The following is a 13,961-nucleotide window of genomic DNA, read 5'->3' as shown; positions in this document are numbered from 1 at the left end:
ATGGGAGGGAAAGCTTGGGCGCCGTTCACGGGCGCGGCAGGGGCAGGGAGTGCTCGACCAGCCCGGCGTGCAAGGCCGAGCCCAGCGGAAGGATTTCATCGTTGAAGTCGTAGCGGCTGTTGTGCAGGAAGCAGCTGCCCTCGCCGCCCTGGCCGATGCGCATATAGGCGCCGGGCTTGACTTGCAACATGAAGGAGAAGTCTTCGGCGCCCATGCTGGGCTCCATGTCCTGGACCACGTGGTCGGCGCCCACCAGCGACTGCGCGACGCCGGCGGCGAACGCGGCTTCGCGGATCGAGTTCACAGTGGCCGGATAAACGCGCTCGTAGCGGACGCTGGCGGTCGCGCCAAAACCCAGGGCCACGGCGCTGCACAGCTCATTGAGGCGGCGCTCCACCAGGGTCTGCACCTCGGGCCGGAAAGTGCGCACCGTCCCGACCAGCGTGGCCTTGCCCGGGATGACGCTCATGGCGTGCAGGTCGCCGGCATGCATGGCGCACAGGCTGATCACGGCGCCTTCGACCGGCCGCACGTTGCGCGACACGATGCTCTGCACCGCGGTGATGATGTGCGCCGCCACCAGCACCGGATCGACCGCGAGGTAAGGATGGGCGCCGTGTCCGCCCTTCCCGGTGATCTCGATGGTGATGCGGTCGGCGGCCGCCATCAGCGGCCCGGGCGTGATGCCGACCATCCCCGGCTTCATGCCCGGCCAGTTGTGCATGGCATAGACGGCTTCGACCGGGAAGCGGTCGAACAGGCCGTCCTCGATCATGGCTTTGGCGCCGGCGAAGCCTTCCTCGCCGGGCTGGAAGATCACCACGGCCGTGCCATCGAAATTGCGGGTTTCAGCAAGATACCGGGCGGCGCCCACGAGCATCGCCGTGTGCCCGTCGTGGCCGCAGCCGTGCATCATGCCGCCGCGGGTGGACTTCCAGGCGAACTCGTTGTCCTCGCACATGGTGAGCGCGTCCATATCGGCGCGCAGGCCGACCATGCGTCCGCCGGTGTCCTGGCGGCCCTTGATGACGCCCACGACGCCGGTCTTGCCGATGCCGGTGTGGACCTCGTCCACACCGCACAGCTTGAGCGCCTCGCGCACGCGGCCCGAGGTGTAGATTTCCTCGAAACCCAGTTCGGGATGGGCGTGCAGGTCGCGGCGCAGCGCCGTCAGTTCCGGGTGGAACTGGGCGATGTGGGCGAATGCCCGCCCGTTGACTTTAAGACGACCGGATTGCATCAGTGGCCTCCCGCGGTGCTCACGCGCAGGCGCGGATCGACGGCGAAGTACAAGAGGTCGACGATCAGGTTGATCACGACGAAGATCAGTGCGATGAGGCACAGGTAGGCCGCCATCACGGGGATGTCGGCGAAGGTGACGGCCTGGATGAACAGCAGCCCCATGCCGGGCCACTGGAACACCGTCTCGGTGATGATGGCGAAGGCGATCAGCCCGCCCAACTGCAGGCCCGTAATGGTCATCACCGGCACCAAGGTGTTCTTGAGGGCGTGCCCGAAATGGATGGCCCGGTTGGAAAGGCCGCGGGCCCGGGCGAACTTGATGTAGTCGGTGCGCAGCACTTCGAGCATCTCCGCGCGCACCAGACGCATGACCAGCGTGAGCTGGAATATCGCGAGCGTCACCGCGGGCAGCACGATGTGGTGCCAGCCCTTGGCCTTGAGCAGGCCCGTGGACCACCAGCCGATCTGCACGGTCTCGCCGCGGCCGAAACTGGGGAACCAGCCGAGCGTGACGGCGAAGACCAGGATCAGCAGGATGCCGATCAGGAAGGTGGGCAGCGAAACGCCCAGCAGGGAAATCGTCATGAAGACCTGGCTCAGGAACTTGCCGCGGCGCAGGGCCGAGTACACGCCCATGGGGATGCCGATCACCAGCGCCAGCAGCGCGGCGATGAGGGCCAGCTCCAAGGTGGCCGGGAAGCGTTCCGCAATCAGGCGGGAGACCTTGGCGCCCTGGCGCAGGCTCAGGCCGAACTCGCCCTGGGCCGCATTGACCAGGAAATGCCCGAACTGCACGACAAAGGATTTGTCCAGCCCCAAGTCGGCGCGCAGTTCGCGGATCTGCTGCGGCGACGCGTCCTGCCCCAGCAGGAAGACAACCGGGTCGCCCACGTACTGGAAAAGCAGGAACGCGATGAACGCGACTGCAACCATGACAACCACCGCCTGGATCAGGCGGCGCAGGATAAAGGCGAACATTCGTATTTACGCGTGCTGAGGGTTGCCGATGCTAGCAGAATTCTTTAAGCCTAAAGCAATTGCCGGGCCATGGTGACAAGGAACAAGGCCGCCCAGGCGGCCTTGTTCTCGTCCTTTAGTTCACCTTGATCAGGCGCCAGTCCAGGCGGTTGTCGGGGCGATGCACGAGGTCCACATTCCTCTTCATGGCCCAGGGAATGATCTGGTTGTGCAGCGGGATGTGCGACACGGTGTCATTGCTCAGCTGCAGTGCCTCGGTGAGGAAGCGGTTGCGCACCGGCAGGTCGGTTTCGACCTTGACGCGGTCCACGATCACGTCCATGCGGGGGTTGCTGTAGCGGCCCACGTTGTAGTTGCCGTCACCGCCGGCCCCAACCGTGCGCGCGAGTGATTGCAGGCTGTAGAGCGAGTCGAAGGTGGGAACGCCCCAGCCCAGCATGTAGATGCTGGCCTCGAAGCGCTGGATCATCGGGAAGTAGGTGACCAGCGGCAAGGTGCGCAACTTGGCCCGCACGCCGATGCGCGACCACATGGCCGTGACCGCCTGGCAGATTTCCTCGTCGTTGATGTAACGGTTGTTGGGGCAGGCGAAGTCGACTTCGAAGCCCTGGGGATACCCGGCGTCCGCCAACAGCTTCTTGGCGCCTTCGACGTCGAAGGGGAAGCGCTTGTGGACGCCCTCGGTCCAGCCGTTCACCTGGGGCGCGACCAGCGTGCCGGTGGGCTGGGACAGGCCGCGCATGGTGACCTTGTGCAGGCTGTCGCTGTCGATGGCCTGGTACAGGGCCTTGCGCACACGCACGTCCTTGAGCGGATTCTTGCCCTTGATGTTGGAGCCGGGCAACTCGTCCCGGAACTGGTCCATCCCGAAGAAGATGGTCCGGTTCTCGACGCCGTCGATTACCTTGAGGTTGCCGCTGGTGCGCAGGCGAGCCAGGTCCTGCGGGCTGGGGTCGAGGACGAAGTCGACCTCGCCGGACAGCAGCGCGGCGATGCGCGTGGCCTCCGACTTGATCGGCGTGTAGATGATTTCGGTGACGTTGCTCTGCGCGTTGCCCCAGTAATTCGGGTTCTTCACCAGCACCAGCCGCTGGTCGGGCTGCCATTCCTTGACGGTGTACTGGCCGGTGCCCATGGCGTTGCGGTGCGAGAAGGTCTCGTCCTTGGTGCGGATGTCCTTGGGCTCGAGGGCCTTGTTCTTGTCCGCCCAGGCCTTGCTCATGATGCGCAGCTCGGTGAGCTGGTTCAGCAGTACCGGGTTCGGGCCCTTCATGATGAAGTCGACCGTGGAATCGTTGACCTTGACTACTTTTTCGATGCCCTGCGTATAGACGGCGTAGTTGGAGGTCTTGACCATCGCGCGGTGGATGGAGAACACCACGTCATCGGCGGTGAAGGGCGTGCCGTCGCTGAACTTGACGCCGCTGCGCAGGGTGAACCGCACCTGCGTCGGCGTGACTTCGCGCCACGCTGTTGCCAGCTGCGCCTCGGGCTTGAACGTCTGGCTGTTGTAGTAAACCAGGGAGTCGAAGATGGCGGCGTGGACCCCATTGCCCAGCGCATTGTTCTGGGAATGGATGTCCAGCGTCGGGATGTCGCTGGCGCTGGACCATTTGAAAGGCTTGGCTTGGAGCGCCGGCGTGGCGCCCAGGGCCGCGAAAATGGCCGCGCCCAAAAGTGCAGTCTTGAGTTTCATTGAACCCTCTGTATGAAAGAGAGCCGACTATGCAACAGCCGCGCCAGCGGCGTCAAAAGGGGTTTCCCGCAAGCTTTGTGCCGCCCGCGACAAGCGGCAGGGGTCAGGCCGGTGGGAGGGTCGCGGCCGGCGCGAGCCGCACCGGGCCATACCAGGCCTTGGCCGCCGAGCGCGTGTTGTCGCTGTCGCTCATGATGCCGATACCCACCAGGGCGCCCGGCTTCTCGCCAAACGCGCGTTCGAAGTCGGCGCGGATATTTCGCTCGTAGTCCAGCCATTGGTTGAGCTTCCGGCTGCCGGACTCCACCACCAGCTTGCGCACGCGCTCGGTGCGCGGACTCTTGATGATCGTGCCCGGCTCGCGCTTGCCGCACCACACGTACATCAGCGTGGCGTAGGGCATCTTCTCGCCGGTCAGTGTGTGCGCCAATTCGGAAAGCGCGGCGTCGCGGATGGAAAACCGGGACCGGTCGCCCTCGAACACCAGCACGATGCGCACCGGCGAATCGTCGGCGTCGCGCAGGGCCATGTCCGCCCCCGCAATGAGCTGGGGGACCTTCCAGGAGAACCGCACGCTGCCCAATTCCGCAGGTTCGATGCGGATCTTGCTGCGAAGCATGCTGGCCGACGAAGCGGTTGCCACGGCAACGGAATTCCGCCCGTCCTTGCGGTCGTATTTGAATTGGTTGGGCGATTTCCCGGGGAAGATGAGGTGATCCCAGCCGGCAGGCGCGGGCACGGATTCGACGGCCCACGGGCTGCCGCCGATCTCAGCCGGGTCCTTGTCCGCGGGTACGGCGGAACAACCGGCGAGCAGCAGCGCAAGCAATAAGGGGCCTGCCCGGCCCCGGTGATCTTTCATCGAATAGCCCAACGTTCTTGTGGCGCCGACAGTAGCGCAAACTCGGGCGTTTGATGCGATCGCCCATAAAAAAAGCCGCCCGAAGGCGGCTTTTCAAGTTTCTTCGTCCTGGGCTGGCACAAGGCCAGCCTTGGAATTAGAAGCTGTGGCGAACGCCGATGTCCAGGCCGCTGGACGACGTACCGAAGCCGGTGGTCGCGCCGTTCAGGCTGAAGGCAGACAGGTCGTTGTTGCGCACGCGTGCATACGTCGTGTAGACGGCGGTACGCTTGGACAGGTTGTGCACGTAGCCGATCGCGAGCTTCTTGGCTTCGGAGTCGCCGATGGCGCCCAGATCCAGGGTGTAACGCGAGAAGGCAACGCGGATTTCGCCAGCGCCGACCGGCACCAGGGCGCCAATCAGCCAGCCCTTGCCGTCCACGGTACCCAGCTTGTCACGGCTGATGTGACCCATCAGCTTGGCCATGCCGAAGTCCCACTGGCCGCCCAGGTTGTTCTGCTTGAAGTCGCCGGCAGCGTAGTCGGTGCGGCTCACAGCCAGGGCCACGTTGAAGGGACCATTGGCGAAGCCGAGGCGCACGCCCAGGCCACGGCCGTCGTCTTCGGTAGCAGCGCCGTTTTCGGGGTTCTCACCCAGGTAGTACTGGACTTGGCCGTAGAAGCCGCCCAGGTTGCCCGGCAGGAAGTAGCCGATGCCGTTCGAAGCGCGGACAGCGGTGGGCATGCCGGAAATCGCGTTCAGGGTCTGGGTGGTGCCCACACCGTTCGTGCCGAACGGATCGAACACGGTCAGGTTCCAGAATTGCGGGGTGTAGTCACGACCCAGGCGCAGTTCGCCCCAGCCGCCGGCCAGGCTGACGGTGGAACGACGATTGAACGTCAGGCCTTGCGTGCCAGCGCGAACCGGTGCGTTGGCGCCAGTCGCGGCGTTGAAAGCGCCGACGAGTTGGTTGTTGGAGTTGGTGGCGGTGCCTTGGCCGTTGTCGTTGTTAACGCCAGCTTCGAGCCAGAACGAGGCAGACATGCCGCCGCCCAGGTCTTCAGTGCCACGGAAACCCAGACGCGAGCTGTTGTAGCCCGAATTCGTCAGTTGGGTGCTGTCGGTCAGCGAGCCGCGGCCGAAGGCCAGCGTGGCGTCAACAACGCCGAACAGCGTGACGGACGATTGGGCAGAAGCCGCGCCGGCAGCAGCCAGAACAGCCAGAGCAATCAGGGACTTTTTCATTTGCAAGTTTCTCCAAGGTTAAACATAGGGCTCCGGTGCGAAGGGGTCACGAAATGCAGGCACTTTTGTGCTCCCGCCGGATCCCCGGGCCAACCTCCTTTTGGGAAGTTGTTGTTATTGCACCAGAGCGGCCTTTCTTTCGCAAAGCATTTAGCCTTCAGAAAGCCGATTCGTTGCACGAGGACAACAGGACGAAACTGCTGAGTGGATTCGGCGCAACACCCCTCTTTTTCTTTTCGGCGCCTTAAACTGGCCGCATGGACCGTTTTCTTGGCGCCGCCGACAGCGCACTCAGAACCCTTTTTGCCAAACATCGGCCGGTGCGGCCCTGTCCCATCGTGCCCGGGGACGAGACCCATCTCGCAGCCGGCGAGCGGCGCGAAGCAGCGGCGCTGATGCGGGTCAACCACGTGGGCGAGGTTTGCGCCCAGGCCCTGTACACGGCCCAGGCCCTGGCCACGCCCGATGCGGCCCTGCGCCAGCATTTCCAGCAGGCCGCCGCCGAAGAAACCGACCACCTGGCCTGGACTGCGGACCGGCTCGCGGAGCTGGGGGACCGGCCGTCGCTGCTGAATCCACTGTGGTATGCGGGCGCGTTCGGGCTGGGCCTGCTGGCCGGCCGCCTGGGAGACCGCATCAGCCTCGGCTTCGTCGTCGAAACCGAAATGCAGGTCGAGGCCCACCTGCAAAGCCATCTGGAGAGGCTGCCGGCGGGCGACCACGCCTCGCGGGCTATCGTGGTGCAAATGAAGAACGACGAGGCCGCGCACGCCGCCCAGGCCTTGGGGGCCGGCGCTGTCGAACTGCCTGCGCCCGCCAAGGCGCTGATGCGCGCCGCGGCCAAGGTCATGACCACGACGGCCCACTACATCTGATCAGGCGGGCAGAACCTCGAAGCTGGTGGTGATTTCGGCCGTCTTGGCCAGCATGATGCTCGCCGAGCAGTACTTCTCATGGCTCATCGCGATCGCGCGCTCCACGGCGGGCGCCGGGACGCCGTTGCCCGTCACGGTGAAGTGCATGTGGATCTTGGTGAACACCTTGGGGTCGTTCGGGGCCCGGTCGGCGGCGAGCTTCACGGAGCAGCCCTGCACGTCGTGGCGCCCGCGCTTGAGGATCAGCACCACGTCATAGGCGGTGCAGCCCCCGGTGCCGGCCAGCACGGTTTCCATGGGCCGGGGCGCCAGGTTCTGCCCGCCGTTCTCGGGTTTGGCCGTGTCCGGCGCGCCATCCATCATCAGGACGTGCCCGCTGCCGGTTTCGGCGACGAATCCCATTGCCGACCGCGCCCCTGTGGCGCCAGTCCAACTCACCGTGCATTCCATCGTTTTATTTCCTGTCCAGAGGCTGACCAAACGGCCCACAGGCCGCGCCGGTTTGCTGCAACGCAACAAAAGCCGGGCTATACTGGATTCGCAGCATAACGATTTTGTTGTGCCCCGATTGTCTCCTCCACCTCCCTTTGGTGGATTTAGCCCCCGAGCCGCAAGGTTCGGGGGCTTTTTTCATGCCGCTTATGATTCTTTGGTTATGAAAAAGCATCTCAAGCCCGCCGATTACCTCAAGAAGATCCTCACGGCGCGCGTTTACGACGTGGCGGTCGAGTCGGCCTTGGAACCCGCCAAGAACTTGAGCCGGCGGCTGCACAACAAGGTCCTGCTCAAGCGCGAGGACCAGCAGGCTGTCTTCAGCTTCAAGCTGCGCGGCGCCTATAACAAGATGGCGCACCTGTCGCCCGAACAGCTGCAGCGCGGCGTGATCTGCGCCTCGGCCGGCAACCATGCCCAGGGCGTGGCCATGTCGGCCCACCGGCTGGGGGCGCGGGCCGTGATCGTCATGCCCGTCACCACGCCGCAGGTGAAGATCGACGGCGTCAAGTCGCTCGGTGGCGAGGTGCTGTTGCACGGTGAAAGCTATTCGGACGCCTATCTGCACGCGGTCGAACTCGAGAAGAAGCAGGGCCTCACTTTCGTCCACCCCTTCGACGATCCCGACGTGATCGCCGGCCAGGGGACGATCGCCATGGAAATCCTGCGGCAGCACCAGGGACCGCTGGACGCCGTGTTCGTCGCCATCGGCGGCGGCGGGCTGGTTTCGGGCGTTGCCAATTACATCAAGGCCGTGCGGCCCGAGATCAAGGTCATCGGAGTCCAGATGGCCGATTCCGACGCGATGATGCGCTCGGTGACGGCCAAGAAACGCGTCACGCTGTCCGACGTCGGCTTGTTCTCCGATGGTACGGCGGTGAAGCTGGTGGGAGAGGAAACCTTCCGCGTGGCGCGCGAACTGGTCGACGAGTTCATGACGGTGGACACCGACTCGGTCTGCGCCGCCATCAAGGACATCTTCATCGACACGCGCAGCATCGTCGAGCCCGCGGGCGCGCTGGCGGTGGCGGCGATCAAGCAATACGTTTCGGCCAACAAGACGCGCGGCGAGACTTACGCCGCCATCCTGTGCGGGGCCAACATGAACTTCGACCGCCTGCGCTTCGTCGCCGAGCGGGCCGAGGTGGGCGAGGAGCGCGAGGCGCTGTTCGCGGTGACCATCCCCGAGGAGCGCGGCAGCTTCAAGCGTTTCTGCGAACTGATCGGCGCCTTGCCCGGCGGACCGCGCAACGTCACCGAATTCAATTACCGCATCAGCGACTCGGACAAGGCGCATGTGTTCGTGGGCCTGACGACGCATGGCAAGGGCGAGTCGGTGAAGATCGCCGCCAATTTCAGCCGGCATGGCTTCGAAGCCCTGGACCTGACCCACGACGACCTGGCCAAGGAACACATCCGCCACATGGTGGGCGGGCGCTCGGCACTGGCGCGCGAGGAGCGGCTGCTGCGGTTCGTGTTCCCGGAGCGGCCCGGGGCCCTGATGAAGTTCCTCTCGCACATGCGGCCCGGCTGGAACATCTCGCTCTTCCACTATCGCAACCAGGGCGCCGACTACGGGCGAATCCTGGTGGGCTTGCAGGTGCCCAAGTCCGACAACAAGGCGTTCAAGGCCTTCCTGGACACATTGGGTTACCCGTATGTAGAGGAAACCGACAACCCGGTTTACCAATTGTTCCTGCAAGCTTGACTACTATGGGCCAGTGAGCTTCCTGCGCCAATACCTCATCGCCCTCCAGTTCTTCACCCGAATGCCGGTGGCGGGCGCGCTCGCCCAATGGACCGGCTTCAGCCCGGACGTATTGCGTGCCAGCGCGGCCCACTTCCCGGGTGTCGGGTGGCTGGTGGGGCTGCTGGCGTGCACGGTCTTCGCGCTGCTGGGCCTGGCCCTGCCGGACAGTCCTTTCGCACCCCTGGTCGCGGGCGTCGGCTGCACGATCGCCACGATCTGGCTCACCGGCGGATCCCACGAAGACGGCCTGGCGGCCGTGGCGGATGGCCTGGGCGGAAGCGCCGGCCGGCTCGAAGCGCTAGAAATCATGAAAGACTCGCGCCTGGGCACCTATGGCGGGCTGGCCCTGGCCACGGCGTTGCTGGCCAAGGTGTCGCTGCTGGCCGTGCTGGCCGCACATTCGCCCACCGCCGTGCTGGCCGCGTTGCTGGGCGCCCATGTGGTGTCACGCTTCTGGCCGCTGGTGCTGGTGCGCACGATGACTTACATCGGCGAGGCCACCGCCGCCAATGGCAAGCCGCTGGCCGATCGCATCGATTCCCGCGCCCTTGGCATCGCCGGCGCCTGGTGCGTCCTGCCGCTGGCCGTCGCTTTGCTGGTGCAGGGCTTGGCGTTCGCAATGATCGCCCTCCTTTTCAGCGGCCTCGTCCTGCTATGGATGCGAAGGCTGTTCGTGCGGCGGCTGGAGGGATTCAACGGCGATTGCCTGGGTGCGGCGCAGCAGGCCTGCGAGCTTGCCTTCTACCTGGGCGCGGCCGTGGCGCTCCGCGTGGCCTGATGCGGCAAGCTCAGGCGTGCGCGATCCAGCGGTGGCGCGCAGCCAGTCGCTCCACGTCGCGCCAGCTGTCGCATTCCGCGGCCACCTTCGGCCATATCCTCAGCAGCAGTTCGCATTCGGCCAGGGTGTCCGCCGCGGCTTGGTGGCGCACGGCGCAGCGGATCGAAAAATGATCCAGCCACTCGTCGAGCGAACGGGCCGGCACGTGTTCATGGGTGGCCGCGCACAGGTGCTCGAGGTCCACCCAGCGATGGGGCACGACTGTATGCAGCTGCGAGCGGGCGTGGCGATCGATGATGACCCGGTCGAACGCGGCGTGGAATGCCAGCAAGGGCGAAGCCCCCAAGTAGGCTTCGAACGCCCGTAGCGCATCCCCTGGGGGCGTGCCCTCTCGCTGGCGTTGCGCGCCGATACCGTGCAGCAGGATGTTGCCGCGTTCCGACGCGACTTCTTGCCGCAGCACCACCTCGAAGCTGTCGGCGGGGTGGATGGCCAGCCGCTTGCGTGGCCAGTCCACCCGCAGGGCGATCGCGGCGATTGCCAGCAAGCGGTCGCGCGATGCGTCGAGCCCGCTGGTTTCCACGTCCAGCATCACCCAGCGCGACTCGTCGACGGCCTGCGGCCGGGCGCCGAGCCAGTCGCGCCATCCCACGGCTATCTCTCGTAGTCCAGCCGCAGGCGCTGCTGCAGCGAACGTGCGACCCTCAAGGACTCCTTGAGGATTCGGCGGTCGATGTCGTTCAGGCCGGCCACGGCGATGCGATTGGGTTCGGCCTGGGCGCCGCCGCCCTCCAGCTGCACGCGAAGGCGCAGCATCTGCAGGAACTCGAAAGCGCCGGACCAGGCCTGGTATTCGGCAGGCGCCAGCCCCATGCGCACCCCCGCACTCTCGAACCGTTCCCGCGTCGACGTGAGCGTGCTGCCGTGCGCCAGGCTGTACAGGCGCGCCGCGTCGACGAAGATGGCCGTGCCTCTGAGCTTCAGGTCGATCTTTCCGTCATCGTCAACATCGACGGCGCCCACCCAGTTCAGCGGCGGCGTGCGCTCCAGCGCGTTCAGTGCCATCTGCTTGAGAAAGCGGGGCGTGCGCCTTGCCGCGCCGTACACCTCGGCCTGCAGCTGGCGGGCCAGGTCCGCGTTGCCGGCTAGCGCGCGCAGATCGAAATAGATGCTGGCTTGGAGCAGATCACTGGGCGCTCCGTGCTCGATCCAGCCCGCAAAGCGCTCGCGCCATTCGCGCAGCGTCAGGCAGCAACCCTGCTCGCCGGCCATGACGCGGCCGCGGCACAGCGGATAACCGCAGGCATCGAGCGCCAGATTGACGTCGCGGGCGAACGCCAGGATGTCGTTGCGCTGTCCATCCATTGTGTCGTCGGGCAGGATCAGTGCGTTGTCCTGGTCGGTCGCCACGGTCTGCTCGGCGCGGCCTTCCGATCCCAAGGCCAACCAGCAGATCGCGCCCAGTGCGATGCCATGTTCCGCTGCCTTGAGTTCCAGCAGCCGATGCGTCAGCCCGTCGTTGAGGTGGCTGGTCAGCGCCGTCAGCTGCCGCGCCTGCACGCCCTGGCTCAGCAGGCTGCGGGCAAACCGGCGGATATCCTGCGCCACCAGCTTGAGGGTATCGATGTCGGCTGCTGCGCGAATCGACGTGCCGACCTGCTTGAGCGAAAGGCGCTGCATCGCGAACAAGTCCCGCTCGGACACCAGCCCCACGGCCACGCCATCGCGGGTGACGGGCACGTGGCGGATGCCATGGCGCGACATCAGCAGGGCCGCGTCTTGCGCCGTGTCCGCAGTGGTCAAGGTGTGCACGGGCTGGACCATCACCTCGCTGATGGGGGAATCCATGGGCACCTGGGCCAGCGCCACGCGACCGAGCACGTCGTAACGCGTGAGGATGCCGATCGGCCGCCCTTGCGGGTCGGCGACCAGCATCGAGCCGATGCGGCCGCGATGCATTTGCGCCAGGGCTTCTTGAAGCGGGGTGCCGGGGCTGCAGCTGACCGGCGCGCGCTTGATCAGGTCGCCCAGCGGCGTTTCCAGCGATTGCTCGGCCAGCGCCTGCGAGGAGTAGACCGCCTGAAGCGCCTGCTTCGACAGCTCGAGGAACTGCGCGATGCGGCGATTCAGGAAATCGGCGAAGGGCTGGCTGCGCTGCGCGAGCTGCCACATTGGCTCGCACGGTAGTGCCAGTACGAAGGTGTCGGCCGCGGCGCTGTATGTGGCCGTGACCGCGCGGCGCGCGACGGCCGCACTGAGCGGGAACAGGTCGCCAGATTCGTACGCGAAGGCCCCGCCCGAGAGCTCCGCGATCCCCCGCACGGCGGATACGGAACCCTGACGGATGAAAAAAATCCGTTTGATCACCCCATCGGCGGGCTGCGCCAGTACTTCCCCCGGCGCGTAATAACGCTGCTCGCAATGGGTCAGGAAAAAATCCAGCGCGGCCCCATCCATCTGGGCGAACGGCGGATAACGCGTGAGTTCCTGGCGGAAATTCGCCAGCAGGCTGGGCGACGGCATCTGCGCGGCGGCGGCCGGCGCGGATGCGGTCGGGGCCGACGGCATGGCTACTTGCGCACGGGCAATTCGAGCGCCACTGCCGGCGGGCCTTCCGCGCTGGCGGCCAGCACCGCCCGGCGGCCCTCCACCGACTGCAGAATCAGGCCTTCATCCACGGCGGAGCCGACGCGATAAGGCTTGGCGGGTTTGCCATCCACGGCGATCAGCGCCGTCCCCTGGCGATTGGGGCTGGCTACTATGCCCATCAGGTTGAAGCGGCTGGCTAGACTGGCGACTGGCGCTGCCGTGCCGGCTTGCGGACTGGATCCCAGCAGGCGGGCCACGGCCGCAGGGTCAGCTGGCGCGGGCGTGCGCGCCGCCACCAGCGCCGTCGTAGCTGCGGCGCGGCTGGTAAGCTTGAGGCCCCAATACACGGCACTGCCCGCCACCAGCGCCCACAGGACGAAGGTAGAGCCGGCCACGGCCCATCTGCTGTGCAAGTTGCTCACCATACGGCGATTATCATTGAAGCGATTGGACCCCTACACCGCATGAAGCAACTTCACACCCACTTGCGCCGCGCCGCCCAGGCCGGCTTCACCCTCATCGAGCTGATGGTGGTGCTTGTCATCATCGGCGTGCTGGCCGCACTGATCGTTCCGAACGTGCTCGACCGGGCGGACGACGCGCGCGCCACGGCAGCCAAGACCGACGTCAACAACCTGATGCAGGCGCTCAAGCTCTACCGGCTGGACAACCAGCGCTATCCGACCGGAGAGCAGGGCCTGCAGGCGCTGGTCAGCAAGCCCACGGCCGGCCCCACGCCTCCCAACTGGAAGCCCTACCTGGAAAAACTGCCGAACGATCCCTGGGGCCGTCCCTACCAATACCTCAACCCGGGCGTCAAGGGCGAGATCGACGTGATGTCGTTCGGCGCCGACGGCCAGGCCGGCGGCGAGGGCAAGAATGCGGACGTCGGCAGTTGGCAATAAGTGGGCCCCCACGCTTGCGGCTAAAGCCGCTGCGCTGCCCCCCGAGGGGGCGCGTTCGCCTTGGGGCGGCCTGGCGGCGAACGGTCGCCGACTGATGCCCCTGCGGCTGGCGAGCCGGCGAGGTTTCACCCTGCTGGAACTGCTGGTCGTGGTGGCGATCATCGCCATCGCCACGGCGGGCGTGAGCTTCGCGCTGCGCGATTCCGAGGCCACCCAACTCGAACGCGAGGCGCAAAGGCTGGCGGCTTTGCTGGAATCGGCCCGCGCCCAATCGCGCAGCACCGGCGTGCCGGTGCGTTGGCACGCCACTCCGGGGGGCTTCCAGTTCGATGGCGTGCCGCCCAAGGCACTGCCCAACCATTGGCTGGTGGAAACTACCCAGGTCAGGGGTCCGACGGCGGCCCTGCAGTTGGGCCCCGAACCCATCATCGGCAGGCAGGAGGTGGTGTTGCAGTCGGCCACCCACCCCGAGCGCAGCCTGCGCATCGCCACCGATGGCTTGCGCCCGTTCACCGTGACGAGTGGGGAATCCCAGTGAGTGCCGCCGGGCCGCCCCAAGGCACGAAGGC

Annotated in this window: 14 protein-coding genes; 5 read left to right on the top strand and 9 right to left on the bottom strand. The window is 66.0% G+C overall.

The window, feature by feature from the left end:
* Positions 1-25: 25 nt before the first annotated feature.
* The 5 genes from HNE04_RS20410 to HNE04_RS20390 all read right to left on the bottom strand — a co-directional run bounded on the left by HNE04_RS20410 (position 26) and on the right by HNE04_RS20390 (position 6,003).
* On the bottom strand, positions 26-1,240 hold the full coding sequence (locus tag HNE04_RS20410) for a M20 aminoacylase family protein (RefSeq protein ID WP_172223319.1): 1,215 nt from the start codon (positions 1,238-1,240) through the stop codon (positions 26-28).
* On the bottom strand, positions 1,240-2,220 hold the full coding sequence (locus HNE04_RS20405) for an ABC transporter permease (protein ID WP_172223317.1): 981 nt from the start codon (positions 2,218-2,220) through the stop codon (positions 1,240-1,242). Before HNE04_RS20405 ends, HNE04_RS20410 begins: the two co-directional genes overlap by 1 nt.
* 115 nt (positions 2,221-2,335) lie before the next feature.
* Positions 2,336-3,916 carry an ABC transporter substrate-binding protein gene (locus HNE04_RS20400; protein WP_172223314.1) on the bottom strand — a complete coding sequence of 527 codons (1,581 nt, stop codon included), beginning with the start codon at positions 3,914-3,916 and terminating at the stop codon, positions 2,336-2,338.
* Positions 3,917-4,019: 103 nt separating this feature from the next.
* A complete protein-coding gene (locus tag HNE04_RS20395) occupies positions 4,020-4,778 on the bottom strand; it encodes a DUF3047 domain-containing protein (RefSeq protein ID WP_172223311.1) in 759 nt (252 codons plus the stop codon).
* A 136-nt stretch (positions 4,779-4,914) separates the two neighbouring features.
* Positions 4,915-6,003 (bottom strand): porin, encoded by a 1,089-nt coding sequence (locus HNE04_RS20390; RefSeq protein ID WP_172223308.1) that lies wholly within the window; start codon positions 6,001-6,003, stop codon positions 4,915-4,917.
* 257 nt (positions 6,004-6,260) lie between these two features.
* On the opposite strand from HNE04_RS20390, the gene coq7 reads away from it, so the two are divergent.
* Entirely contained in the window at positions 6,261-6,878 is a 618-nt protein-coding gene (gene coq7, locus HNE04_RS20385; protein ID WP_172223305.1) for a 2-polyprenyl-3-methyl-6-methoxy-1,4-benzoquinone monooxygenase, read from the top strand.
* Here the strand turns inward: coq7 and HNE04_RS20380 are convergent, their stop codons facing one another.
* Entirely contained in the window at positions 6,879-7,328 is a 450-nt protein-coding gene (locus HNE04_RS20380) for an OsmC family protein (RefSeq protein WP_172223303.1), read from the bottom strand.
* A gap of 205 nt (positions 7,329-7,533) precedes the next feature.
* On the opposite strand from HNE04_RS20380, the gene ilvA reads away from it, so the two are divergent.
* Both ilvA and HNE04_RS20370 read left to right on the top strand, forming a co-directional pair.
* A complete protein-coding gene (gene ilvA, locus HNE04_RS20375) occupies positions 7,534-9,078 on the top strand; it encodes a threonine ammonia-lyase, biosynthetic (protein ID WP_172223300.1) in 1,545 nt (514 codons plus the stop codon).
* A 13-nt stretch (positions 9,079-9,091) separates the two neighbouring features.
* Entirely contained in the window at positions 9,092-9,898 is an 807-nt protein-coding gene (locus HNE04_RS20370; protein ID WP_172223298.1) for an adenosylcobinamide-GDP ribazoletransferase, read from the top strand.
* 10 nt (positions 9,899-9,908) lie between these two features.
* Here the strand turns inward: HNE04_RS20370 and HNE04_RS20365 are convergent, their stop codons facing one another.
* Genes HNE04_RS20365 through HNE04_RS20355 form a run of 3 tightly spaced genes read right to left on the bottom strand, consistent with a single transcriptional unit; the run spans position 9,909 to position 12,912 of the window.
* Positions 9,909-10,550, bottom strand: a complete 642-nt coding sequence (locus tag HNE04_RS20365) for a 3'-5' exonuclease (RefSeq protein ID WP_172223295.1) — start codon at positions 10,548-10,550, stop codon at positions 9,909-9,911.
* A 2-nt stretch (positions 10,551-10,552) separates the two neighbouring features.
* Entirely contained in the window at positions 10,553-12,466 is a 1,914-nt protein-coding gene (locus tag HNE04_RS20360) for a DUF294 nucleotidyltransferase-like domain-containing protein (protein ID WP_172223292.1), read from the bottom strand.
* Positions 12,467-12,468: 2 nt separating this feature from the next.
* Positions 12,469-12,912, bottom strand: coding sequence for a type II secretion system protein N (locus tag HNE04_RS20355; protein ID WP_172223289.1), 444 nt, complete (start codon positions 12,910-12,912; stop codon positions 12,469-12,471).
* Between the two features lie 39 nt (positions 12,913-12,951).
* Between HNE04_RS20355 and gspG the strand changes: the two genes are divergently transcribed.
* Together gspG and HNE04_RS20345 are read left to right on the top strand one after the other, a co-directional pair.
* Positions 12,952-13,392, top strand: a complete 441-nt coding sequence (gspG, locus tag HNE04_RS20350; protein WP_172223286.1) for a type II secretion system major pseudopilin GspG — start codon at positions 12,952-12,954, stop codon at positions 13,390-13,392.
* 94 nt (positions 13,393-13,486) lie between these two features.
* Complete coding sequence (locus tag HNE04_RS20345) at positions 13,487-13,930, top strand: GspH/FimT family pseudopilin (protein ID WP_172223284.1); 444 nt, start codon at positions 13,487-13,489, stop codon at positions 13,928-13,930.
* The last annotated feature ends 31 nt before the right edge of the window (positions 13,931-13,961 follow it).

The organism is Caenimonas soli, from assembly GCF_013155545.1.
Lineage (GTDB): Bacteria > Pseudomonadota > Gammaproteobacteria > Burkholderiales > Burkholderiaceae_C > Ramlibacter > Ramlibacter soli.
The sequence above is the reverse complement of the archived record's forward strand: the minus strand, read 5'-3'. Positions and strand labels throughout refer to the sequence as shown.